At 70.9% G+C, this 23,436-nt stretch carries 16 protein-coding genes; 7 read left to right on the plus strand and 9 right to left on the minus strand.

Features of this window, described 5'->3' with window-relative positions; translation table 11 throughout:
* Positions 1-136: 136 nt before the first annotated feature.
* The 8 genes from H4281_RS41040 to H4281_RS41075 form a co-directional block, all read right to left on the minus strand.
* Complete coding sequence (locus H4281_RS41040) at positions 137-5,080, minus strand: RHS repeat-associated core domain-containing protein (RefSeq protein ID WP_182896243.1); 4,944 nt, start codon at positions 5,078-5,080, stop codon at positions 137-139.
* A gap of 160 nt (positions 5,081-5,240) precedes the next feature.
* A complete protein-coding gene (locus H4281_RS41045) occupies positions 5,241-5,831 on the minus strand; it encodes a TetR/AcrR family transcriptional regulator (RefSeq protein ID WP_182896244.1) in 591 nt (196 codons plus the stop codon).
* A gap of 81 nt (positions 5,832-5,912) precedes the next feature.
* A complete protein-coding gene (locus H4281_RS41050) occupies positions 5,913-6,728 on the minus strand; it encodes an ABC transporter ATP-binding protein (protein ID WP_182896245.1) in 816 nt (271 codons plus the stop codon).
* Positions 6,725-8,551 carry a dipeptide/oligopeptide/nickel ABC transporter permease/ATP-binding protein gene (locus H4281_RS41055; protein WP_182896246.1) on the minus strand — a complete coding sequence of 609 codons (1,827 nt, stop codon included), beginning with the start codon at positions 8,549-8,551 and terminating at the stop codon, positions 6,725-6,727. Before H4281_RS41055 ends, H4281_RS41050 begins: the two co-directional genes overlap by 4 nt.
* Positions 8,548-9,489 (minus strand): ABC transporter permease, encoded by a 942-nt coding sequence (locus H4281_RS41060; protein ID WP_182896247.1) that lies wholly within the window; start codon positions 9,487-9,489, stop codon positions 8,548-8,550. The genes H4281_RS41055 and H4281_RS41060 overlap by 4 nt, the downstream gene beginning before the upstream one ends.
* 66 nt (positions 9,490-9,555) lie before the next feature.
* Positions 9,556-11,079: an ABC transporter substrate-binding protein gene (locus H4281_RS41065; RefSeq protein ID WP_182896248.1), complete on the minus strand. Its 1,524-nt coding sequence runs from the start codon at positions 11,077-11,079 to the stop codon at positions 9,556-9,558.
* A gap of 172 nt (positions 11,080-11,251) precedes the next feature.
* On the minus strand, positions 11,252-12,229 hold the full coding sequence (locus tag H4281_RS41070) for a methyltransferase family protein (protein ID WP_182896249.1): 978 nt from the start codon (positions 12,227-12,229) through the stop codon (positions 11,252-11,254).
* A gap of 88 nt (positions 12,230-12,317) precedes the next feature.
* Entirely contained in the window at positions 12,318-13,274 is a 957-nt protein-coding gene (locus H4281_RS41075) for an aldo/keto reductase (RefSeq protein WP_182896250.1), read from the minus strand.
* 86 nt (positions 13,275-13,360) lie between these two features.
* On the opposite strand from H4281_RS41075, the gene H4281_RS41080 reads away from it, so the two are divergent.
* Positions 13,361-14,083 (plus strand): SDR family NAD(P)-dependent oxidoreductase, encoded by a 723-nt coding sequence (locus H4281_RS41080; protein WP_182896251.1) that lies wholly within the window; start codon positions 13,361-13,363, stop codon positions 14,081-14,083.
* Positions 14,084-14,146: 63 nt separating this feature from the next.
* Here H4281_RS41080 and H4281_RS41085 read toward each other — a convergent pair whose 3' ends face one another.
* Positions 14,147-15,508 (minus strand): amidohydrolase, encoded by a 1,362-nt coding sequence (locus tag H4281_RS41085; RefSeq protein WP_312872279.1) that lies wholly within the window; start codon positions 15,506-15,508, stop codon positions 14,147-14,149.
* Positions 15,509-15,612: 104 nt separating this feature from the next.
* Between H4281_RS41085 and H4281_RS41090 the strand changes: the two genes are divergently transcribed.
* The 6 genes from H4281_RS41090 to H4281_RS41115 all read left to right on the plus strand — a co-directional run bounded on the left by H4281_RS41090 (position 15,613) and on the right by H4281_RS41115 (position 23,359).
* On the plus strand, positions 15,613-16,722 hold the full coding sequence (locus tag H4281_RS41090) for a zinc-binding dehydrogenase (protein ID WP_182896253.1): 1,110 nt from the start codon (positions 15,613-15,615) through the stop codon (positions 16,720-16,722).
* A gap of 31 nt (positions 16,723-16,753) precedes the next feature.
* The gene (locus H4281_RS41095; protein WP_182896254.1) at positions 16,754-17,719 is read left to right on the plus strand and encodes an aldo/keto reductase; all 966 of its coding nucleotides are present in this window, start codon (positions 16,754-16,756) and stop codon (positions 17,717-17,719) included.
* A 140-nt stretch (positions 17,720-17,859) separates the two neighbouring features.
* Positions 17,860-18,837 carry an alpha/beta hydrolase gene (locus tag H4281_RS41100; protein ID WP_182896255.1) on the plus strand — a complete coding sequence of 326 codons (978 nt, stop codon included), beginning with the start codon at positions 17,860-17,862 and terminating at the stop codon, positions 18,835-18,837.
* A complete protein-coding gene (locus H4281_RS41105; RefSeq protein ID WP_182896256.1) occupies positions 18,834-19,808 on the plus strand; it encodes an alpha/beta hydrolase fold domain-containing protein in 975 nt (324 codons plus the stop codon). The genes H4281_RS41100 and H4281_RS41105 overlap by 4 nt, the downstream gene beginning before the upstream one ends.
* Complete coding sequence (locus tag H4281_RS41110; protein WP_182896257.1) at positions 19,805-21,040, plus strand: multidrug effflux MFS transporter; 1,236 nt, start codon at positions 19,805-19,807, stop codon at positions 21,038-21,040. The genes H4281_RS41105 and H4281_RS41110 overlap by 4 nt, the downstream gene beginning before the upstream one ends.
* Positions 21,041-21,217: 177 nt before the next feature.
* Positions 21,218-23,359, plus strand: coding sequence for a tetratricopeptide repeat protein (locus tag H4281_RS41115; RefSeq protein WP_182896258.1), 2,142 nt, complete (start codon positions 21,218-21,220; stop codon positions 23,357-23,359).
* Positions 23,360-23,436 lie beyond the last annotated feature (77 nt).

Consider the following 23,436-nt stretch of genomic DNA (forward strand, 5'->3'; position numbering starts at 1 on the left):
CCCGGCGGGAATTCCGGCACGCGCGCCTCCGAGATCCGGTGGCATTTCCGCCGGACTCGCCGCTCCGGCGAAGCCCCGGCCCGGAGCCGCCGCGGCAGGACGACGCCCAGTGCCGCCGTCCTGCCTTCTCCCCCGCCTAATCGAGCCGCGGGCGCTTGGCGGGCCGTCCGTCGGGAGCGGGCGGGTCCGGCAGCTTCGGCGCGGTGGGCGTGGTCGGCGCGTCGGGCGTAAACTCGCCTTCCTTGTAGGAAGGCCACGGCCCGCCCTGGTCGTTGAACCCCGGGTGGTCCCGGTTCCAGTACTCGGGCAGCCCGTGGTTGTTCGGTCCGGGGGCGTCGTACCGGTCTTCCTTCGACCCGCTGCCCGACGAACGGCCCGAAGACTCGATGCCGTGGTAGGTGTCGGTCTGGTTGTTGTGTTCGAGGTTGTCCTGACGCGGCCGCTTCATCCCGTTCTTGTTCCAGTCGGTGCCCGCCGCGGTGTCGTGCCCGAGCACGCCGCCCTGCCGTTCGGGGTCGTTCTTGAACGCGGGGTTCTTGCTCTTGCTGTGCCCCTTGATCTCGTTGCCCGGCTGGCCGGTGTAGGACTCGCCGGGCTGTTTCGTGTCGAACCGCCGGTCCGGGTGGCTCAGCCAGTTCTTCAGCTTCGTCTGGTCGGTCCGGCTCAGCTGGCCGAGGTTGTTCTTGTCCAGGTGCGACAGTTCGGGAGGCAGCGGCGATTTCGCCGCCTTCGCCCAGAGCGGGATCATGTTGCCGTGCATGTGGTCGGGGTTGACGTAGCCCGCCGCGGTGCGGTTGCTGTACTTGGGCACCATCTTGCCCGTTTTCTTGTCCAGCTTCTTCGCCCCGTACTTGCCCCCGGGCGACATCTTGTCGTACCAGGCGGGCCCGTGATTGGGCACGTCGGTGTTGATCCGGAGGTCTGGCCTGCCTCGCGTGGTGGTGCCCGAGGGACCGGCGCCCGAGGGCGTGGTCCCCCTGCACAAGTCCGGGGCGAGCCCGTACGGGTCGGCGTACGCGTGCGGGTTGCCCGCGAAGGCGTACTGGTGGGAGCCGCCGTCGAGACCGATCGGGTCCGGACTGAGATAGCGGGCCAGCGCCGGGTCGTAGTAGCGCGCGAGGTTGTAGTGCAGCCCGGTTTCGGCGTCGTGGTACTGCCCTTGGAACCGCAGCGGCGTGCTGGCTCCGGCCGCGGTCTCCTGCACGGCGGCGCCCCACAGACCGGTGCGCGCGTACCAGGTCACGCGGCCGTCCGGGGCCACCAGTTCCGCCGGGGCTCCCGAGAGGTCCGCCACGATCAGGCTGAACTGCTCGTCGACCGGCTCCCGCGGTCCGCGCGACGCCAGTTCCCGTTGCAGCAGCGGGCGGAAGCTGTCCGGCTCGTAGTCCCACGCGGTGACCCGGCCGCGCGCGGCCTGTTCCACCAGCACGCGGTCGTCCCAGGTGAAATCGACCCGCTCGAGCAGCGAGACGCCGTCCGCGGCGAAGTGCTCCTTCGCGATCCGGCGGCCGAACGGGTCGTACGTGTAGTGCCAGCGGGTGCCGTCCGGGGTCAGCACGTCGGTGAGCTGGTCGCCGGGGTTCCACGAGAACTGCCAGACCGCGCCGGGAGCCTCCCGCCGGACCATGCGCCCGCGTTCGTCGTGGACGTAACGGACCGCGCCCGCGCCGTCGACGACGTTGCCGCGGTACATCCGTCCGCCGAGCGCGTGCCGCTCGGTTTCGGCCGGCCAGTACGCGTTGACGAGGTTGCCCGCGGGGTCGTAGCCGTAGCGCTCGGTCCACTGCGGCGAACGCACCGCCGTGACGCGGCCGGCGGCGTCGAGGGTGAACTCGCGCGGTCCGGTGAGCCGGTCGCGGAGCGCGCCGAGGTGGCCGTCCGGGCGGTACTGGTACGCGCGTTCCTGCACCGGCTGCCCGGCGCCGGTGCTGATCGTTTGCGCGAGCAGCTGCGCCGCGGCCGACCAGGATGACTCGACCGTGACGCCGCCGTCCAGCGTCCGCCGGACCTCCCGGCCCGCCGGGTCCCGGTCGAAGCGCAGCGTGCGCCCGCCCGCGCGCAGCGCCGCCGGTTCGCCGCCTTCGTAGTCCCACGTGCTTTCCGCGCCGGACGGCGTCCGCCGCCAGATCCGGCGTCCGGCCGCGTCGTAGGCCGACCGGATCGTGCGGCCGTTCACCGTCTCGGCGACGACGCGGCCGGCGGCGTCGCGTTCCAGCGTGACCTTGGTGCGCCCGTCGTCCGCGCCGGTGATCCGGCCGTCGGGGTCGTAGCTGAAGCGCGTGGTCACTTCGCCGACGGTCTGCTCGACGACGTTCCCGGCCAGGTCGTAGCGGTACGTCGAGGTGCCTGCCGGGTCGGTCCGCTCCACCAGCTGTCCGGCCGCGTCGTAGCGGTACCGCACGGTCACGCCGCCGAAATCGGTCTCCCGCACCAGGTATCCGGCGGCGTCGTACTCGTGGCTCCAGACGAGGCCCTGCTCGTTGGTGACCGCGATGAGCCTGCGCTCGGTGTCGTAGCCGAACGAAACCCGGCTGCCGTCCGCGCGGTTCTCCGCGGCGAGCAGGTCGAAGTGGGTGTATTCGCCGGTGCTGACCCCCGCCCCGGCGTCGGTGTGGGTGCGGGCGTTCCCCTCGCCGTCGTAGGTCCACCTCTCGAGCGCGCCGTCGGCGTCCCGGTGCCAGACGAGCCGACCGTCCACTGTGTACCCGAACCGGTCCTGCGCCCCCGCCGGGGTGGTGATCGCGACGATCCGGCCGAAGCGGTCCCGGTCGTAGCGGGTCGTGCCGCCGCGCGCGTCGGTGACCGCGACCGGAAGCCCGCTCTCGTCGGACTCGATCCGCGTGGTGGCCCCGAGCGCGTCGGTCACCGACGTCAGGACCCCGCGCTCGTCGTACGTGCTGGTGGTGGTCGCGCCGTCCGGCTCGGTCTCCCGCAGCAGGTTGCCGGACTCGTCGTACTCCCACCGCTTGACCTGGCCGGACGGTCCGGTCATCGACACCGGCAAGCCGGACTCGTTGCGCTCGTAGGTGGTGCGGGCGCCGTCCGGGGCGGTGACCGACAGCAGCTCGCCGAGGCCGTCGTAGGTGTAGGAAGTGGTGCGGCCCAGCGGATCGGTCTCGCTGAGGAGCCGGTCGCGGGCATCCCACTCGTAGCGGGTCGTGCGGCCGAGCGGGTCGGTCTCGGCGATCACCTGACCGGCCTCGTTGAACCGGAACTCCGTGGTGTGGCCCAGCGAATCGACCGACCGGGTGATCCTGTTGCCCGGGTCGTACTCCATCGTGCCGCTGAGGAATCCGCCCGAGCCCTCGGTGCGCACGACGCGGCCCTCGGCGTCGTAGTGGTAGCGGTACCACTCGCCGTTGCGGTCGGTCCAGGACACGATCCGGCCCGCGTCGTCGTACTCGTAGCGCATGGCCGTGCCGGACGGGTTGACCACCTCGGTGAGCCGGCCGTCGGTGTAGCCGAACCGGGCGAGTTCGACGTCCGGACCGGCGCCGACCGAATGGTAGGCGGTGACGCGGCCGCCGGACGTGGTCACGCGCACGCGGTACCCGGCGCTGTGCCGCAGCTCCACCGGGGTTCCGTCGGCGTCGCGGAGGAAGTCGACGCGGTGGCCGTGGCGGTCGCTGAGCGAGAGCAGCGCGCCGGTGTCCCCGGCGAAGCGCATCGCGAGGGCCGTCACCTGGTCCTCCACCAGGTAGCCGCCGTCGTCCAGCCGGGTCAGCGGGCGCAGCGGGCCCTGTTCGGCGACGATCCACTCGCCGACCGGCGGATGCGGGTAGTGGGCGACGGTGCCGTCGGCGACGGCGAGGCTGACGCCCGCGTCGTGCACCTCGATCCGCTGGTCCACAGTGGACATCCAGCTCGCGCCGAACAGCCCGCCGGTGCGGAAACCGGAGAAATGCGTGCGTTCCAGCCGCAGCGGCAGCGTGCCGAAGAACTCGGCGTCGACCTCGGCGAGGATCATCTGCCCGGTCGAGACGTCGATCGGGTCCTTCTCGCAGCGCACGTTCTCCGGCGAGCGCGGGTTGGTGCCCTGGTCCTTCAGCGGCGGCGATTTCGGTTGCGCGGCCGGGGGTTTCTTCGGCGCCGGCGGCGGGGACTGCATCCCGCGGGAAGCGGGCGGCGGGACCGGGCCGCCGCCGTGGCCGCCGCCCGGCGAGGAGTCGCCCTTGGGCGGAGGCGGCGGCGGGTCGCTCCGGTGCGGCGGGGGCGGAGCCGCGGACGAGGTGGTGGTGGACTCGTCGGCCTTGCCGCCGCCCTTCCCTCCCGGGGAGCCCTTCGGCGTCGAGATGTCCTTCGGCTTCGGCGCGGCGGGCGGTTTGCCGCCCTTGATGCCCTTCAGCGACTTGGCGGCGTCGCCGAACAGCGTCCCGGCCTTCTTCAGCAGCGGCAGCAACGCCTTGAGCGCCTGCACCAGGCGGGTCGTGAGCTTCGCGATCTGCGCCGCGGTCTTGGCGACCGCGGCGGCGACCTGCGGCACCACCCACGCCAGGCCGATCCCGGCCGTCAGCAGGACCTGCAGCGCCCAGCTGATCAGGTGCCCGACCAGTTGCGCGATGATGTCGCGCACCAGCATCCGCACCGCGGCGACGACCTCGCCCGCGGTCTTCACGCCGGACGCGGCGCCCTCGGTGCCCTTCTGCGCCGCGCCCAGCAGGTTCGCGACGTCCTTGGTCCGCTCCCGGTAGGCGTCGGCCGCCTCGCCGGTCCAGGACTGCAGATCCCGTTCGACCTGCTCGGTGAGGTCCGCGCCGATCGACTCGAGTTCCTTCGCGACGTTCGTCCAGGTCTCGGCCTGGGCCTTGATCTGGTCCGCGTCGCCGGTGAGCGCGTTGAGCGCTTCCTTCAGCGGGCCCACGTGCTCCATCAGCCAGGCGACCCCGGCGGCGAGGATCGCGCCGAACGGGTCGAGCGCCGTCGACAGCGCGTCCAGCGCGACCCCGACCGCGCCCATCGCGACCGACGCCCACGACCCGCCTTCGATCGCCTCTTTCAGGCCCGCGGCGCCCTCGAGAAGACTGATCCCGGAATACGCCGTCGTCGAATCCTTCGTCGGCGCGATCAGCGGATTGCTCAAGAAGCCCCCCTCGGCTCGTCGCTCGCCCGGGCGCGCGCCGCCCGGCCGACAGCCGACGTTAGCAGTGGACTTCCCGGGCATCCGGGGCAACCGGACCCAGATGCGCGCGGGTTTGCCCGTGCGTTCCCCGGAACCGCCCTTCCGCGCCCCGGGCGCGGGTTCAGAGAGCGACCCTGGCCATCAGCCCGTCGATGTAGGCGCGGTACCGCCCGGCGACCTCCCCCACCGGATGCATCAGACTGGTCACGTTCGCCCCGATGGACACCGCGACGATCTCGTCCGCCAGCACGGTGATCGCGGGCGCGCCGGGCTCCTCGCCTTTCCCCCGGGCAGCCGCGATCCGCGTGGTCAGCTCCGCGCGCCAACTGGTCAGCAGATCCCGGTACTGCCGGGCGAGATCCGGGTTCGCCACCGAGTGCTCCCACAGCACGAGCAGCACCCGCGCGGACGCGATCTGGTGCTCGTCGAACGGGATCGCCGCCTCGACGAACCCGCGCAGCGACTCCATCGGGCCGAGCGCGGGGTCGAGTTCGGACATCCGCTGCGAGGTCTCTTGCAGCACGCTCTCGAACGTCGCCGCGATGATGCTGTCCTTGCTGGGGAAGTAGTGCTTCAGGGCACCGTTCGCGAACCCGGCCGCGGTGACGATGCTGCGCATCGTGGCGGCTTCGAACCCGCCTTCGATGATCAGCTTCTTGGCGACCTCGACGATCTCCCGTCGTCGCTGATCGTGATCGATGACCTTAGGCATGGTTGCAGACTCTAACTCGTATTCTCGCGCGGCGGAGGTGACCCTGCGGGTGCCGATTCGGGGCGGCGGGCCCCGGAGTCGTCACCCGAGCCCGAGCCGGGCGGCCCGGCGTTCCGCCTGCCGGGCCGGGTCCGCCACCGGAGCGGCCAGCAGCAGCCGCTGCGTGTACGGATGCTCCGGCGCCCGGGTGACCGCGGCGGTCGGGCCGGACTCCACGATCTCTCCCCGGTACAGCACCGAGACCCGGTGGCAGATCCGGTGCACCACACCCAAGTCGTGCGACACGAACAGGTACGACACCCCGGTTTCGCGCTGCAGTTCCAGGAACAGGTCGAGGATCGTCGCCTGCGTGGTCAGGTCGAGCGCGCTCACCGGCTCGTCGCACACGATCAGCCGCGGCCGCCGGACCAGCGCCCGCGCGATCGCGATCCGCTGCCGCTGCCCGCCGGAGAACTCCCCGGGATACCGGTGCACGGCGTCCGCTGGCAGGCGCACGCGGTCGAGCATGCCAGCGACCGCCGTCCGGGCGTCCGCGCGCGAGGTTCCCGCCACCACCAGCGGTTCCGCGAGGACTTCGCCGACCGTCATCGTCGGGTCCAGCGAACCGTACGGATCCTGGAACACCACCTGGATGTCGCTCGCCAGCCGGCGCCGCACGGCACCGCGAGCGTGGGTGATGTCCTCGCCGTCGAAGGTGATCCGGCCGGACTCCGGCGCGGCGAGGCCAAGGACGGCTTTGCCCAAAGTGGACTTCCCCGACCCGCTTTCGCCGACCAGCCCGACGCATTCGCCTGGCTTGACGTCGAGCGAGATCCCTTTCAGGGCCCGGAAGCGCGCCCGGCGGCTGAGCCGGTAGTCGACCACGAGGTCCTCGATCGCGAGCAGCGGAGCGGTCATCGTCCGGCCTCCTCTCCGGCCGCGTGGGCGAGGCCGCGCCGTTCCCAGGCTTCGTCCAACTCTTCCCGTCCTTCGGTGTCGTCCAGCGACGCGCTGATCAGCTCGGCGGTGTAGGGGTCCTCGGGCGCGCGGAAGATCCGTTCCACCGGACCGGTTTCCACGATCCGGCCGTCCTTCATCACCACGACGCGGTCGCAGATGTCCGCGACGACGCCGAAGTTGTGCGTCACGATCACCAGCGCCATCCCGTACTCGGCCTGCAGCTCGCGCAGCAGCTCCAGCACCTCGGCCTGCACCGTCACGTCCAGCGCGGTCGTCGGTTCGTCGGCGACCAGCAGCGACGGCCGCCCGGCCACCGCGCCGGCGATCAGCACGCGCTGCGCCATGCCGCCGGAAATCTGGTGCGGGTAGCTCGCCATCACGCGGTCCGGGTCGGTGAGGCCGACCTGCAACAGCACCTCGCGCGCCCGTGCCTTCGCCGCGGCCTTGTCCAGCCCGTGGACGCGGCGCAGCGGCTCGACGAGCTGGTGCCCGATCAGGTAGCACGGGTCGAGGTTCGTCATCGGCTCCTGCGGCACGTACCCGATCTCGCGGCCGAGCAGTTTCGCCCGCTCCGCCGCGTTCCCGACCTCGCGCCCGCCGACCCAGATCGCGTCGGCGACCGCGGTTCCGCCGGGCGGCAGGAGATCGAGCACCGAGAACACCGTCTGCGTCTTGCCGGATCCGGATTCGCCGACGATCCCGAGCACCTCGCCGGGAGCCGCGTCCAGTGACACCCCGCGCACGACCTCTTTGAAGCCCTTGTCCGTCGCGTAGCCGACGCGCAGGTTCTCGATCCGCAGCGCGCAATCCGCCGCCGCGTGCTCGTGCGCGCCCGAAGACCCGCTGTCGCCCAAAGCATCCGGCGCAGGAGCCGCGAGCGCTTCCCGCACCCGAGCCCGGCCGCGCCGCGTCGGCTGTTCGGCGCGGACGCTGACCAAGTCGGCGAGCGTCGAGCCTATGAAGGCCAGCGCGGCGATGGTCACGCCCAGCGCGATCGACGGCCACAGCAGGATCAGCGGGTACGTCAGCATGTTCAGGAAGCCGTCGTTCATCGTCTGGCCCCAGCTGGGCGTCGACGCCGAACCGATGCCGAGGAACTGCAGACCGGCCTGCATGCCGATGGCGAGCCCGGCGGTGAGCGCGGTCTGCACGATGATCGGCGCGTACACCGCGCGCAGCAGGTGCGTGCGCAGGATCCGCAGCGTGCCGACCCCGGCCACGCGCGCGGCGTCGATGTACGGCTCCCGGCGCACCGTCAGCGCACGGGCGCGGGTGATCCGGTAGTACCCGGGCGCGAGAAACACGCCGAGCGCGATCATCAGCACGGTGAAATCCTGGCCGGTCCCGGCCGCGACGACCAGCAGCACGATCATCCCGGGCACCGACTGCAGCGCGTCGCTGATCCACGAGCAGATCCGGTCGGTCGCGCCGCCGAAGTACCCGGCGACCACGCCGGTCGGGACGCCGAGCACGATTCCGGTGACGCAGGTGATCACGCCGCCGTACAGCGTGGTCCGCGCGCCGTAGAGCAGGCGGCTGAAGATGTCGCGTCCGGCGGAGTCGCCGCCGAGCAGGTGCCCGTTGCCGGGTTCGGCGTGGGTCAGCACGAAGTCGACGTGGTTCGGGTCGTACGGGGCCAGCCACGGCGCGAACACCGCGGCCAGCACGACGATCGCGAACACGACCAGCGCGACCACGCCGACCGGGCGGCGGAAGTACCGGCGCGTCAGCGAGATCCGCTTCACCGGGGCGAGCGTGGCGGGGAACGGGGCAGCGGTCATCGGTCGCGCACCTTCGGGTTGACCCACCCGAGCACGAGGTCGAGCAGGAAGTTGACGATCACGACGAACACGACGGTCACCGCGGTCAGGCCGAGCAGCACCGGGATGTCCCCGATCTGCGACGCCGACTGCGTCAGGCTGCCGATCCCCGGCAGGTTGAACACGATCTCCACGACCACCGCGCCGCCGAGCAGGCCGACGAACATCAGCGCCAGCACGGTCAGCGCGGACGGCGAGGCGTTGCGCAGCACGTGCGTCGTGACCCGGCGCGACGACAGGCCGCGCGCCCGCAGCGTGCGCACGAAGTCCTGGTTGGCGACCTGGAGGAAGCCGTTGCGCAGTTGTTCGGCGATCATCACGATCGCGCCGAGCGACAGCGAGATCGACGGCAGTGCGATCGAGCGCAGCCAGCCGGTCACCGACTGGTCCGGCGACACGTAGCCGACCGCGGGGAACCACTGCAGCTGGATCGCGAACCAGGTGACGAGCACGAGGCTGACCCAGAACCCGGGCAGCGCGAACAGCACCACCGACGCGAGCTTCAGCACGCGGTCGACGACGCCGCCGGGACGCAGGCCGCAGATGACCCCGACGAGCACACCGAGGATCGCGGCGAGCAGCGTGGCGGCGATGACGACCGACAGCGTCACCGGCACCCGCAGCGCGATCTGCTCGCCGACCGGCTGGAAATTCCGCCAGGAAGTCCCGAAATCGCCGGTGGCCGCGTGCGACAGCCAGTCCCAGAACTGGACGAGCAGCGGCCGGTCGTACCCGATCTGGGCGCGCAGCGCCGCCTGCTGCGCGGGGGTCGCGCTGTTGCCGAGCAGCCCGGCGGTCGGGTCCCCCACCGCCGTGTGCGCCAGGAAGAACGTGCCGCTCGTGACGAGCACGAGCAACAGGATCCCGGACACCAGGCGTTTGACGATGAATGTGAGCATGTTCCGGCTCCTTCCCGGGGCGGGTCCCTCCACAGAGGACAGACCCGCCCCGGGACGACGGGCGCGTCAGCCGCGCTGGATGAACCGCAGCGTCGGGAACATCATGCCGGTGATCGGCGTGACGGTGATGCCCTTGACGCTGAAGTAGAGGTTGTCGGCCTGGTACCAGACGTTCCACCAGGCGAGGTCCACGAGCTTCGTGTTCAGCTCCTTGAGGGCCGCGGTCTGCGCCGGGCCGGGCTGGGCCTGTTCCGCCTTCTGCACGAGCGCCTTCACCTCCGGGAAGGCGTCCACCGACGGATTGGGGTTGTACCACTGCTTCGACGTGACCTGGTCGGTCAGCGTGGCCATGTCGTTGCCGTCCATCGCGATCACCGCGAGGAACATCGGGTACGTCGGCGCGTTCTTCTGGTAGTCCGGCATCGACATGTTCTGCCAGTCGACCTTGATGCCCAGCTGCCCGAAGGTCTGCTCGGCGGCGGGCTGCCACGCCTGGAAGATCGTGGACATGGGCATCTTCAGGCTGAACCCGTTCGGATAGCCCGCCTCGGCCAGCAGTTGCTTGGCCTTCGCGAGGTCAGTCTTGTACTTGCCGTTGCCCGCCGGGTCGTACACCTGGCTGCCGCTCGGCCAGAGCTGGTCGGTGACCGTGCCGGCGTCGTTGCCGACTGCCTTCAGGATCCCCGCCGCGTCGAACGCGTAGGAGATCGCCTGCCGCACGCGCTGGTCGCCGAGCGCCTTCACCTGGCTGCCGGTGCGGTCGGCGAACTGCACGCCCACCCACGACGCCGGCTTCTTCGCGACGTTCCAGCCGTTCTGCTGTGCCTTCGGCAGGTTGGCCGCGTTGGCGAACTGGACGTTCAGCTGGCCGGAAAGCATCGCGTTGAAGCTCGCCGCCTGGTCGGTGATCGGGAACAGCCGCACCGTCGGGAACGGGTAGGTGGCGCTGTCCCAGTGCTTCGCGCGCTTCTTGAAGACGTACTGCGACTGCGGCTGCGAAGACGCCTTGTCGAAGGTGTACGGGCCGGAGCCGTCCGGGCCGTTGGCGAGCGAGTTGGCCTTGATCGCCTTGGGCGAGGCCATCCAGCTGCGCCCGAGACCCATGAAGTACAGCAGCGCGTCGTCGCGTTCGGACAGATGGAGCACGACCGTCGAGGCGTCCGTCGCCTCGACGCTCTTCACGTCGATGTAGGCCTGCCCGGACCGGGTGCCGGACTTCAGGTGGTTGAGGTTCTCCACCGCCGCGGCGGAGTCGAACTTCTGGCCGTCGTCGAACGCGACGTCGTCGCGCAGGTGCATGGTCAGGGTCAGCCGGTCGGCCGACCAGTCCCACGACTTCGCGAGCGCCGGGATCGGCTTGGCGTCCTTGTCCAAGGCGACCAGCGGGTCGTAGACCGCGGACAGGTACGGGCCGTCGAAGCCGATGTCGGCGTTGGCCGGGTCCCACGACGTCACGTCGAGGAACACGCCCGCCTTCAGCTCGTCGGTGCCCGCGCCCGCCCCGGCGGCGCCCGAGCCGGTGCATCCGGCGATCGCGAGCAGCGCCGCGGCGGCTGCCGCGAACAACGCCGCTGTCCTTGTCCTCGTCATTGAGTCCCTCTCTCAGGGTGCTGGACCGCCGGCGGGATCGCTCGGCGCCCCGCCGGGAACGGCGGGCCTTCGAGTGCGGCCCGGCTCGCCGTGGTGCGGGATAGTCTACGATTGTCGGCTAAAAAATCAACGGGCCGGATGCGTTTGTTACCTCCCGGCCCCGATGCCGTTTTCAGACGGCGTCGGCGACCAGAACGCGCGGGCTTCCCGGCAGTGCGAGGACATCGCATACGCGCCATCCTGCACCGTCCAGCCATTCGCGGACTTCCGCCTCCGGATAGACGACGGTTCCGTCGATCACGAAGTACTCCCCCGCGTGCAGCGCGTCGATCGGACGCTGCCGTTCGTCGTCGTCGAGGAAGAAGTCCAGCAGCAGCAACGTCGCTCCGTCTCCGGCGGCGGCGCGGGCGTTGGCCAGGATTTTCCGGTTCTGCTCCGCGGTGAACCGGTGCACAACGTGGTTCACCATCACCAGATCGTGCTCACCGCCCGGTTCCGCGGATTCGGTCGGCGCGGGATCGATGCTGATGCGATCCGCGCACCCGGCCGCATTCACCGCGTCGGTGATCCCTTGCGTGGACTCGGGTCCGAAAACGAAGCGAGCGGTCAGTGCGGGATTCGCCCGCAACGCGCCGATCGCGAATTCCGGCGACAATCCGCCCAGATCGAGCATCGAGCGGTACGGCGAGAAATCGAATGCGCGCGCGAGCATCGACGCGTGCAGCGAGTTGTAGCGCATCACGCCCGCCATGAACGTCGCCCAGCGGCCCTCGTCCATCTGGAGGTCGCCCGGTTTGCCACTGTCCACAGTGGCGTCGAACTGGAGCCAGTGGCCGTAGCTGATTTCGTTGAGGAAGGTCAGGAACGGCGCCAGATCCGTAGCGCCGTTCCCGCCCAGGTACTCCTGCGCGTCCTCGGCCAGCGAGTAGCGGCCGTCGGCGCGCTCCAGCAGACCGCGCGCGTTCATCGCGTCGGCCAGGATCCGGGTCAGCTGCTCGCCCGTGCCCGTGGCGGCGGCGAGTTCCGGCGCCGTTCGCGGACCGTCGGCGAGCGCGCGGAACAGGCCGATCCGCGAGGCGGCGAACAACTGCTTCGCGCCCATGTACCCGATGGCGATGTCGACGATGCGGTCCGGCGCTGGTTTCGTCATGTGGCGGCTCCTCACGGCGTCGGGGGTGCCTCTCCGGGCACCCCGGGGAGCTTTAGTCTACGCACGTCGACAAAAAACACCAGCCCCTTCACCAGGTTCCGTCGGCGGCGACCTCGCGATCGAGCCACAGCTCCTTGGTCAGCTCGCGAATCCGGTCCGCGCCGACGCGCCCCAGCAAGGCGATCGCGCCCGCATTGTCCTCCAGCTGCGCCCGCCGCGATACGCCCACGAGGACGTTCGCGGTCGCGGGATTGGCCAGGCAGAAGGCAATTCCCAGCTGCGCGGGCGAAGCGTCCAGTTCGCTCGCGATCCGTTGCACCGCAGGCCAAGCGGCGGCGATCTTCTCCCGGATGCCGCCGACGTCCGCGCCGATCTTGCGATTCGGCTTCAGATTCCCGACGAGCAGCCCGCCTTCGAAAATGTCCGACGCCTGCAAAGTCAGCTCTCCGGAAGCGAACAGTGGCGCGTAGTACTCGCCCTCGGCCATCGACCGCCGCGCGAGCCCGTACTTGAGCTGCGCGAAAACCGGCGGCGCCAAACCACGTTTGCGCGCGATGTCAAAAGCTTTGCGCAGATCGTCAATGCGCCAATTGTTCACACCCCACGCGCGGAACCGGCCGGCTTCGATCTGCTCGGCGACGTCCGCGACGACCCGCTCGAGGTCGACTTCGCCGAAGTAGTCGCCGACCACGACCAGATCGGCCGACTCGACGCCGACGCGTTCCAGCGAGGTGTTCATCTGCTGCGCGAAGCCGACGTTCGGATAGTCCCAGAGCCAGAGCTTCCCGCAGTAGAGCCAATCTTCGCGGGCGAGCCCGGCCTCGCGCACCGCGCGGCCGAAGATCTGATCGGTCGTGGAACCCTCGGCGTGCGGGCCCATGTCGTAGTGCGCGACGTCGAAGAAGGCGTGCCCCAGTTCGGCCGCGCGGGCGATCAGCGCCACCGCGTCGCCGAACTCCATCCGGTCCCAGGTGTTCCACGAGCCGAGCGACAACGCCGGCACGCGCGGGAACGCCGGGCCCAGTCCAGGTCGATCCGTCGCCACGATTCCTCCTGCGATTCAAGGGATTTATTTTCTACGCTTGTATACTATAAGCCCGCGAACCTCGCTCCCGGCGAAAGGAAACGACGATGCCCGCTGCCCGTACCGTGCTGATCACCGGAGGTGCCGGCGGCATCGGCGCCGCGATCGGCGCCGCCTTCGCCCAGGCCGGCGATTCCGTGGTGCTCGCCGACCTCGACGGCGCCGAAGAAGCCGCCAAACCGGTTGGCGGGCGCGGAATCCGGCTCGACATCACCGACGAGACGGCGATCTCCGCCGCGCTCGACGAGGTCGGCCCGGTCGACGTCCTGGTCAACAACGCCGGTCTGCTCAGCGTCCACGGCAGGCTGCTGGACCTGCCCGGCGCGGATCTGCTGCGCATCCTCTCGACCAATGTGCACGGCACTTTCCTGATGACGCAGCTGGTCGCCCGCCGGATGGTCCACCGCGGCGAGCCCGGGGTCGTGGTGAACCTGTCCTCGATCGGCGGGCGGCAGCCCACGCCGGGAATGGGCGGCTACGAAAGCAGCAAAGCGGCCGTCGACGCTTTGACGCGCTGGGCGGCGATCGAGCTGGCGGAGCACAAGATCCGGGTCAACGCGGTCGCCCCCGGCCCGGTCGCGACGCCGATGCTCGCCGCCGCGATGCCGCCCGGATCGCCCGCGCACGACGCGTGGGTGGCGCGGATCCCGGACGGCCGGATGGCCGCGGTCGAGGACGTCGCCGCGGCCGTGGTGTTCCTGGCGAGCCCGGCCGCCGCCCACATCACCGGCACCAGCCTCCCGGTGGACGGCGGCCAGCTGCTCACCTGAGCCAGCCGTCGGTGAAGGGCCCCTTGAAGGAATCAGATTCCCTCAAGGGGCCCTTCACCGACGTCAGGCGATCGTTCCGGGCGAACGCTCGAACACGATCTGTCCATCGAGGACAGTCAGGTCGACCTCGACCTCGGGCAGCTCGGCCGGGGTCACCGTGAACGGATCCGCGGACAGCACGCACAGATCAGCCGCCATCCCCGGCGCGAGCGTGCCTTTCCACGAAGCCGCACCGTCCTGCCGAGCCGGGTGCACGGTGTAGCAGCGCAGCAGCGTTTCCATCCGCTGCCGCACGTCCTCGGCCGGCCCCATCCACTGGTCCGCGGCGGCGATTTCCTTGCGCCAGTCCGGCGGCAGCACCGGCGCGTCCGAGGTCAGGCACAACGGGATCCCGGCGTCCAGCGCCTCTCGCAGCGGCCACGCGGCGTCCGAACTGCCCGCCCCCAGCGCCGCGTCGACCACTCCGGCGGTGCGGACCGCGATCCCGGCCTGGGCGGACAGCCCGACCCCCAGCCGGGCCATCCGCTTCAGCTGCGCCGCGTTGACCAGGTCGCCGTGGATGACGTAGTGGCCGAGGTCGGCGTCGCGTTCCTCCCTGGCCCGTTCGACGGCGTCCAGCATCAGCTCGATCGCCCGGTCGCCGGTCGCGTGCACGCCGACCTGCAGTCCGGCCTCGTGCGCGGTGCGGACCATCCGGGTGAAGTTCTCCTCGCGTTCCGGGTCGTCCGCGCCGCCGACGAGCAGGTGGGCGTGGCTGCCGTCGGCGTAGCAGTGGTGCGTGTAGGCCGAGCGCATCGGCGGGATGCCGTCGGCGAAGATCTTGACGCCGCGGAAGTTCAGCCGGCGCGGGTCCGGACCGGGTCCGTCCACTGTGGCCAGTCCGGCGCGGAAGCCGTCCAGGGTGCTCGGGCCGTCGAGTTCGCCGTACAGCCAAAGCGCGGTCACCCGTGCCCGCAGCAGTCCTTCGGCGGCCAGTTCCCGGTACTGCTCGACGACGGACATGCCGAACGCGCCGATGTGCCCGTCGTCCTCCCCCGGGCCGAGGCCGGGTTCGGTGTAGCTCGTGATGCCCAGCGCGGCAAGGATTTCGCCCGCGCGGAGGATGGCCGCCCGGCGTTCGGCAGCGGTGCGCAGCGGCTTTTCCGGACCAGGTCCCGGCGCGCCGTCGTCGGCGAACAGGGTGTCCGGCCACAGCGCTCCCAGCCACGTGGCGTGCAGGTGCGCGTCGTTGATGCCCGGCAGCACCGCGCGGTCGCCGAGGTCGAGCACCCGCGTGCCGGGGCCGATCAGCTCCCGCAGGTCGGCGTCGGTTCCGGCGCGCAGCACGCGTCCGTCCCGCACGGCCAGCGCGGTCGCGGGCGCGGCACCGGCCATGGTGTGCACCGCTGCTGCCCGCAAGACGAGGTCCGCAACTGAGGTCGGCACAGGCGCTCCTGGAGGGATTCGGGGACTCGACATTTTTGTCGACGTCCGTAGACTAACCCATCACACGGCCCCGCAGGGCCCGCCAGTCCCCGGAAAGGTTTCCCATGACCGTCCCGACTTCCACCCGCGCCGCGGTGCTGACCGAGCACGGCGCGCCGCTGGAGCTGACCGAACTCCCGCTGCCCGCCGAGCTCGAAGCAGGCGCGGCGCTGGTCCGCGTCTCGTGCGCGACGCTGTGCGGCACGGACGTGGAGATCTGGTCCGGGAAGATGAGTTTCCCGGGCATGCTGCCGATGGTGCTCGGCCACGAAATGGTCGGCGAAGTGGTGGCGGCCGGACCGGACACGCGCGACGCGCTCGGTCGCGAGATCGCTGCCGGCGCGCGGATCGGGTGGTCGGAATCCACGTGCGGCGAGTGTTACGGCTGCACCGTGCTGCGCGAACCGGTCGCGTGCTCGCGGCGCGGCTACGGCTTCCTGCAGCGCTCTGACGTCGCGCCGTTCGCGACTGCCGGGCTGTGCGAATACGCCTACGTCGTCCCGGGCGCGGCGAAGCTGCTGCTGCCCGCCGAGGTGCCCGACACCTGGGCCGCGATGGCCGGATGCGCGGCGAAGACCGTGCTGCGCGCGTTCGACCGGGTCGGCGGCGTCCGGCCCGGATCTCGCGTGGTGGTGCAGGGATCCGGCGCGCTGGGCCTGTTCGCGACCGCGGTCGCGCACCTGAGCGGAGCGGGCAGCGTCATCACCGTCGGCGCGCCCGCCTCACGGCTGGAGCTGGCGAAGGAATTCGGAGCCGACGACGTGGTCGACGTCGCGGGCGGTTCGGACGCGATCGTCGAGCGCGTCACCGAACTGACCGGCGGCCACGGCGGCGATCTCGTGCTGGACTTCGCCGGCGCGCCGTCGATCGGCCGCGAGGCGGTCGCGATGGCGGCGCAGCGCGGGCGGGTCGTGATCGTCGGCAGCACCGGGCCGGAGCCGACGCCGGTCCCGCTCGGCACGGTGATGGGCAAGGAACTGACCGTCGTCGGTTCGCTCAACGGCGACATCGCCGACTACCACCACGCGATCGAGTTCTTCGGTTCCTTCGCCGCCCGGATGCCGTGGGACCGGCTGTTCGGCTCGCCGGTCGGGCTCTCCGGCGCGAGCGAGCGGATCGAGGCCATGCACCGGCTGGACGAAACGAAAGCCGTCGTCGACCCCCGTCTCCCCTGATCCCGATTCCCTTACGAGCCAAGGAGGTCTCGTGTCCGCATCCTCGCCCCTGCCCCGCCGCAAGGTCGGCACGTCCGGGTTGGACGTTTCGCTGCTCTCGCTCGGTTCGTGGCACACCTACGACCGGATGGACTTCGCCGACTCGGTCGCGATGATCCGCGCCGCGGTCGAGGCCGGCGTGAACCTGTTCGACGTCGGCGTCTACGGCATGCCCGGCCACCCGCCGGTCTTCACCGACGTGCTCTGGAGCGCGATCATCCGAGCCGCCCGCATCCCGCGCGAGGACTACCTCGTCTCGGCGAAGCTGTGGATCGAAGGCTTCGGCGACCAGGGATTCCGGCCGCAGCTGGAAAACGCGTTCCTGCGCGGCGGGTTCGACGTCGCGGACCTGGTGATCCTCGGCGACCTGCGCCGCGACGACGTCGCGCTGGAGGATCTGGTCGAGGACCTCGCCGGGCTCACCCGCTCCGGACTGATCCGGGCGTGGGGCGTCAACAACTGGTCGGCCGGGAACATCGCGCGGCTGCGCGAAATCGCCGAAGCGCTGCAGGTGCCGGGTCCGCAGATCGCGCAGCTGAAGTACAGCATCGGCCGCCGGTCCATTCCGGACGGCGAGCCGTTCGCCCGGCTGTTCGCCGACGGTTTCGTCATGCAGGCCTCGGATGTCCTCGAAGGCGGCATCCTCGCCGGGCGCACCAAGCTGACCCGCGAGATCGGCCGCGACCCCGGCGACGTCCGCAAGCGGATCACCCGCGACGCGCCCAAGGTCGTGCGGGCCGCACAGGAACTCGGCACGAGCGCGGCGCGGCTCGCGGTCGCGTTCACGCTGACGCATCCGGCGAACGTCACGACGCTCTTCGGCGCGACCCGGATGGAGCAACTGGAGGACAACCTTGCCGCGGTCGAGCTGGTCGAGAAGGTCGGGGCCGAGCAGATCCGCGCACTGGTGGAGCCGTTCTGGGCCGACCGCGACGCCGTCGATCCCGAAGGCCCCTGACGCCCGTTCACGTCCGGGAGGGGAATCCTGCCGGAATCAGATTCCCGCAGGGTTCCCCTCCCGCACCGCACCCGGCACCGCCCGCGCCGCCGCGATCCGCGCCGCCGCAGAATTCGCCCGCCCAGCCCGAGGAGGCTGCCTTGACCTATCCCCCCGTCCCGTTCGACCCGGAGATCGAGCCCGCGCTCGCCGAGATCGTCCCGGCCGACGCGCCGCCGTTCACCCCGGAGACGATCCCCGGCCTGCGCCGCGCGATGGCCGAGATGTTCCCGCCCGCCGCGGAAGTCGTCGGCGACGCTCCGGTGACCGTCGTCGAACAGACCATCCCCGGCCCGGAAGGCGCGCCGGACCTGGGAATCACCATCCTGTCCCCGCACGAGAGCGACGGCGCGCTGCCCGCCCTCTACAACATCCACGGCGGCGGCATGATGGTCGGCCATCGCAACATGGACGTGGGCCGGTTGCTGGCTCTGGTGCTGGAGCTGAACGTCGTCGCGGTGAACGTCGAATACCGGCTGGCCCCCGAGCACCCGCACCCCGCGCCGGTCGAGGACTGCTACGCCGGTCTCGTGTGGACAGTCGAGCACGCCGACGAACTCGGCATCGACCCGTCGCGCGTCGTGGTGATGGGCGGCAGCGCGGGCGGCGGTCTCGCCGCGGCGGTCTCGCTGCTCGCGCGCGACCGGAAGGGCCCGGCCATCGCGGGCCAGCTCCTGCTGTGCCCGATGATCGACGACCGCAACACGACCGTCGCGAGCCAGCAGTACCCAGGGTTGGGCACGTGGACCCGCGAGTCGAACCTTGCGGGCTGGCAGTCGCTCCTTGGCGACGCGGTCGGCACCGACGACGTCTCCCCCTACGCCGCCCCGGCGCGGGCGAGCGACCTGTCCGGTTTGCCGCCGGCGTTCATCGAGGTCGGCAGCGCGGAACCGTTCCGCGACGAGGACACCGAGTACGCACTGCGGATCTGGGCGACCGGCGGACAGGCCGAACTGCACGTCTGGGCGGGCGCCTTCCACGGGTTCGACATGTACGTGCCGGACTGGCCGATCAGCAAGGCCGCCCTCGAAACCCGGAATTCCTGGCTGCGCCGGATCTTCGGGAAGGCAGGCAAATGAGCGTCCCGCCGGTGCCCTACGACCCGGAACTGGAGCCCGGCCTCGCCGCGTTCCTCGACCTGGTCGAGCGGATCCCGCTGCGCGCGGACACGATCCTGGCCAACCGCGCGCATTTCGCGACGATCATCCCGCCCGCCGAGCAGATCGTCGGCGACCGCCCGGTCGAACTGGCCGAGCACACCGTCCCCGGCCCCGAAGGCGCGCCGGACATCGTGCTCACCGTCGTCCGCCCCGCGTCGGGCGTCGCCGACGCGCCCGCCCTGTACAGCATCCACGGCGGCGGAATGGTGCTGGGCAACCGATTCTTCGGTCTCGACGGCCTGATCGACGACGTCCTGCTGTTCGGCGCGGTCGGCATCTCGGTGGAATACCGGCTGGCTCCGGAAAACCCGGCCCCGGCCGCCGTCGAGGACTGCTACGCCGGTCTGGTGTGGACAGTCGAGCACGCCGACGAACTCGGCATCGATCCGTCGCGCATCGTCGTCACCGGCGCCAGCGCGGGCGGCGGGTTGGCCGCGGGTGTCGCCCTGCTGGCCCGGGACCGCAACGGCCCGGCCATCGCCGGACAGCTGCTGGCGTGCCCGATGCTCGACGACCGCAACGAGTCCGTGTCGACCCGGCAGTACAACGGAATCGGCGCCTGGGACCGCAACAACAACGACACCGGCTGGGACGCGCTGCTCGGCCCGGCGCGCGGCACCGACGCGGCCTCGCCGTACGCGGTCCCGGCCCGGATGACCGATCTGTCCGGCCTCCCGCCCGCGTATCTCGACGTCGGCGCCGCGGAGATCTTCCGCGACGAAACGACCGAGTACGCCCTGCGGATCTGGGCGACCGGCGGGCAGGCGGAACTGCACGTCTGGGCGGGCGGCTACCACGGGTTCGCCGGTTTCTCCCCCGACGCGGAAGTCTCCCGCTCCGCGGTCGCGACCCGGCTTTCGTGGCTGCGCCGGATCCTGCGTGCCGGATGAAGCGACTCCAGACCGAAGCGCGCCTGGTCGAGCCGGCGTTGCCGGAAAAACGGCCAGGCGCGCTCCGGATGGCAGTCGTGCTGGGGCTGCTGGAGGTCTTCGGCCCGATCTCCATGGACCTGTACCTGCCGGCGCTCCCCCAGCTCGCTGACGACCTCCGGGCCGGGCAGAGCCTCGCGCAGGCGACCATGTCGGTCTGCATGCTCGGCCTCGCCTTCGGCCAGCTGGTCGTAGGCCCGCTGAGCGACCGGTTCGGCCGGCGCCGTCCGCTGCTGGCCGGGATCGGGCTGTTCACCGTTCTCTCGGCGGTGTGCGCGTTCGCGCCGTCGATCGAGGTGCTGCTCGCCGCGAGGTTCCTCCAAGGCCTGTGCGGTTCCGCCGGAATCGTGCTGTCGCTGGCTGTCGCGCGGGACCTCGCCGAGGGCGTGGAACTGGTCCGGCTGCTGGCCTTGCTGACCACCGTCGGGGCGCTGGCGCCGATCGTCGCTCCGGTGATCGGCGGACAGCTGGCGGCGGTCATCGGGTGGCGCGGCATTTTCGGCGTCCTGGCCGGCATCGGGGCGGCGTTGCTGCTCGTCGCCGCGACCGCGCTGCCGGAGAGCCTGCCGCCCGAAGCACGACATCCGCGCAAGGGCCGCGGCGAGTTCCGGATATTGCTGAAAGACCCGCTGTTCCTGGGTTTCCTGCTGGTGAGCACCTGCGGCGGAGCGGCGTTCTTCACCTATCTGGCGTCGATCAGTTTCGTGCTCCAGGACGGATTCTCGTTGTCGCCGCAGCTGTTCAGCGCCTGTTTCGCCGCGAACGCAGTGATGTCGGTGCTCGGCGCGCAGGTGAACCGGGCAGCGGTTCGACGCGTGGGACCGGTCCGGATGTACGTGCTGGGCACGACCTTCACCGCGGCGGCGGCAGTGGCGATGCTCGCCGCCGTGGCGTTCGGGGCCGGGCTGGCGGCGTTGCTGATTCCGTTGGCGCTGTTGATGTTCGCGGGCGGGACCACGCAGGCGAACGGCAACGCGCTCGCCCTCGCGAACCACGGCCAGCGGGCCGGAACCGCGGCGGCGCTGCTCGGGACGTCGTCGTTCGCGGTCGGGCCGGTTGTCGCGCCGCTGGTGTCGCTAGGCGGGACGACGCCGTTGTCGATGAGCCTGACCATGGCAGCGGCATACGGCGTCGCGACGGTGCTGCTGTGGCTGGCGGTGCTGCCCCGGCTGCGCCGGTCCGGGAGCGACTGACCGGCCGATACTCGAGGGGCAAGGCCTCCGAAATTGAGCCGAACGGGCTATCCAGTAACAACCCACCCGCGCCGACGACCGCGTTTGAGTTGACCAGGATCACCACATCGACCCCGTTCAAGCGCTACCCCAGCACCCGCGCACAAGGAAAAATGACCGGTCGGGGGGGCGCGACTGATGGGGACTGGTGACAGACACGAAAACCTGATCGCCGCCGAAGTGTCCGGGCCGGTGGTGCAGGCCGGCGTGGTCCACGGCGACGTCCATGTGCATTCTCGGCGCGAGAGACGCACTGTTCCGCGGCAATTGCTTCCAGTCTCCGCGTCGTTCACCGATCGGGAGCGGGAACTGGCCGAACTCGACCGCCTGATCGGCGATCAGCAGCGGCAAGGGCCTCGCGTCGCCGTGATCGCAGGCTCGGGCGGAGTGGGGAAAACGGCACTGGCGTCGCGATGGATAGCAGGCCATGCCGACCGTTTCCCGGACGGGCAGCTCTACGCCGATCTCGGTGCGTTCGGCGCCGAGGAGCCCGCCTCCCCCGACGAAGTACTGAGTCAGTTCCTCCGTGCGCTCGGCGTGCCCTCCGCGCAAATCCCGGCGGAGCTGGCCGCGCAGACCGCGCTCTACCGTTCGGTGACGGCCGGGCTGAAACTGGCGGTGCTCGCGGACGATGCCGACTCGGCGGCTCAGGTCCGGCCATTGGTCCCGGCTTCTCCCCACAGCGTGGTGGTGGTGACCAGCCGCTGGCGGCTGGGCGCGCTCGCGATGGACGGGGCGCGCGTGCTACTCGTGGAGCCGCTCAGCTCTGTCTCGGCGCTGGAACTGCTCCGCCGCGCGATCGGCATCGACCGGGTCAAGACCGAACCTGAGCCTGCTCAGCAGCTGGTGGAGCTGTGCGGCGGACTGCCGATCGCGGTATGCGTCGCGGCCGCCCGGCTCTCCACCCGGCCGCGATGGCCGATCTCCCGGCTGGTCGGCGCGCTCGCCGACGAACGACGCCGGTTGTCCGCGCTCGCGGTGGCCGACGAAGCTGTTGTGCAGGCCAGCTTCGACCTCTCGGCGGACGAGCTGGCACCGGACATCGCGCTCGTCTACCGGTTGTCCGGACTGCATCCCGGCCCGGACTTCGGAGCCGAGGTTGCGGCGGCCGCCGTCGACCGCCCGGCCGCCGACGTCGAGGACGCCCTCGATGCGCTGGTCGACGCGAGCCTGCTCACCGACGCCGGCCCGGATCGGTACCGTTTCCACGACCTCGCGCGGGTGCACGCGCGGCAGCAGGCAGAAACGCAGGAGAGCGAATCGTCGAGAACCGCCGCGGTGCACCGCATGATCACGTGGTACCTCGACCGCGTACTGGCCGCCGATCTGGTGATCACCCCACTGCGCGCCAGGATCAGCCCGGGCTACGAGCGAATCCGCAGCATTCCCGCGCCGCCGGACGCCACGGCCGCGCTGGACTGGCTGGAGCGGGAGCTGGCGAACATCGTGGCCGCCATGCGAGTCGCGGCCGACCAAGTCTGGCCTGAGCTGGTGTGGCAGTTCTGCGAAGGACTGTGGGGGCTTTTTCTCCACCGCAAGCACTATCGCCAGTGGCAACGCACGCACAGCTGGGGCGTCGACGCCGCCCGGCGCTGCGGCAACCGCCGCGCCGAGGCGCGACTGGAGGTTCAGCTCGGCTACGCCCATCTGAACACCGGACGTTACGACGCCGCCAAAGACCACTTCACGGCATCGCTGAAGGTGGCTCTCGCCATCGACGACAGCGTGGCCCAAGCCCGCGCTTGGGAGCACCTGGGAGTCGTCGCGCATAGCACCGGATCCCCTCGGGAAGCTTACGAACACTACGCTCGAGCCCTCGCGATCGCGGAAGAACTGCGTCAACCACGCAGCATCGCTCTCCACCGACGTCGACTCGGGGAAGCGTGTCGCGACCTCGACCGCCCAGCCGAAGCGGTAGAGCACTTCGAACGGTCGGCTGAGATCGCGCGCGAGATCGGCGACGAAGTGCTGCGCGGCCGAGCCATGACCCGGCTCGGCGACCAGCACCTGCGGCTCGGGGACTCGACCGCCGCGTGTTCGCTCCTGCGCGAAGCGGCAGATCTCCTCGGCCAGCATGGGGCAGCGGCGTACCAAGCCGAAGCGCTCGAAGCTCTCGCCGAAGCGGACCTGGCCGCGGACCACGTCGAGAGCGCACGCCTGCACCTCGAGCAAGCGCTGGCGACCTACGCCGTCGCGGAGGACCCGAAAGCCGAGCGAGTGTCAGCCCGCATCGCCGCGATCGCCGCCGGCAAGCAGAAGCCCGGGCACGGCGAGGCGTAGGGCCGAGCGGGAGGCCGACGGGAGGGGAAGTCGCGGCAGCCGAGCAGCACCGCCGTTGTTCCCCGGCGCGTCTTCAA

The sequence above is a fragment of the Amycolatopsis dendrobii genome (genome assembly GCF_014145675.1).
GTDB lineage: Bacteria > Actinomycetota > Actinomycetes > Mycobacteriales > Pseudonocardiaceae > Amycolatopsis > Amycolatopsis dendrobii.

Excerpts from the sequence above, each read along its gene's own strand:
- H4281_RS41070 (WP_182896249.1), bottom strand. The coding sequence starts at position 12,229 with ATGACGAAACCAGCGCCGGACCGCATCGTCGACATCGCCATCGGGTAC.
- H4281_RS41045 (WP_182896244.1), bottom strand. The coding sequence starts at position 5,831 with ATGCCTAAGGTCATCGATCACGATCAGCGACGACGGGAGATCGTCGAG.
- H4281_RS41060 (WP_182896247.1), bottom strand. The coding sequence starts at position 9,489 with ATGCTCACATTCATCGTCAAACGCCTGGTGTCCGGGATCCTGTTGCTC.
- H4281_RS41115 (WP_182896258.1), top strand. The coding sequence starts at position 21,218 with ATGGGGACTGGTGACAGACACGAAAACCTGATCGCCGCCGAAGTGTCC.
- H4281_RS41080 (WP_182896251.1), top strand. The coding sequence starts at position 13,361 with ATGCCCGCTGCCCGTACCGTGCTGATCACCGGAGGTGCCGGCGGCATC.
- H4281_RS41050 (WP_182896245.1), bottom strand. The coding sequence starts at position 6,728 with ATGACCGCTCCGCTGCTCGCGATCGAGGACCTCGTGGTCGACTACCGG.
- H4281_RS41090 (WP_182896253.1), top strand. The coding sequence starts at position 15,613 with ATGACCGTCCCGACTTCCACCCGCGCCGCGGTGCTGACCGAGCACGGC.
- H4281_RS41065 (WP_182896248.1), bottom strand. The coding sequence starts at position 11,079 with ATGACGAGGACAAGGACAGCGGCGTTGTTCGCGGCAGCCGCCGCGGCG.
- H4281_RS41105 (WP_182896256.1), top strand. The coding sequence starts at position 18,834 with ATGAGCGTCCCGCCGGTGCCCTACGACCCGGAACTGGAGCCCGGCCTC.
- H4281_RS41055 (WP_182896246.1), bottom strand. The coding sequence starts at position 8,551 with ATGACCGCTGCCCCGTTCCCCGCCACGCTCGCCCCGGTGAAGCGGATC.
- H4281_RS41110 (WP_182896257.1), top strand. The coding sequence starts at position 19,805 with ATGAAGCGACTCCAGACCGAAGCGCGCCTGGTCGAGCCGGCGTTGCCG.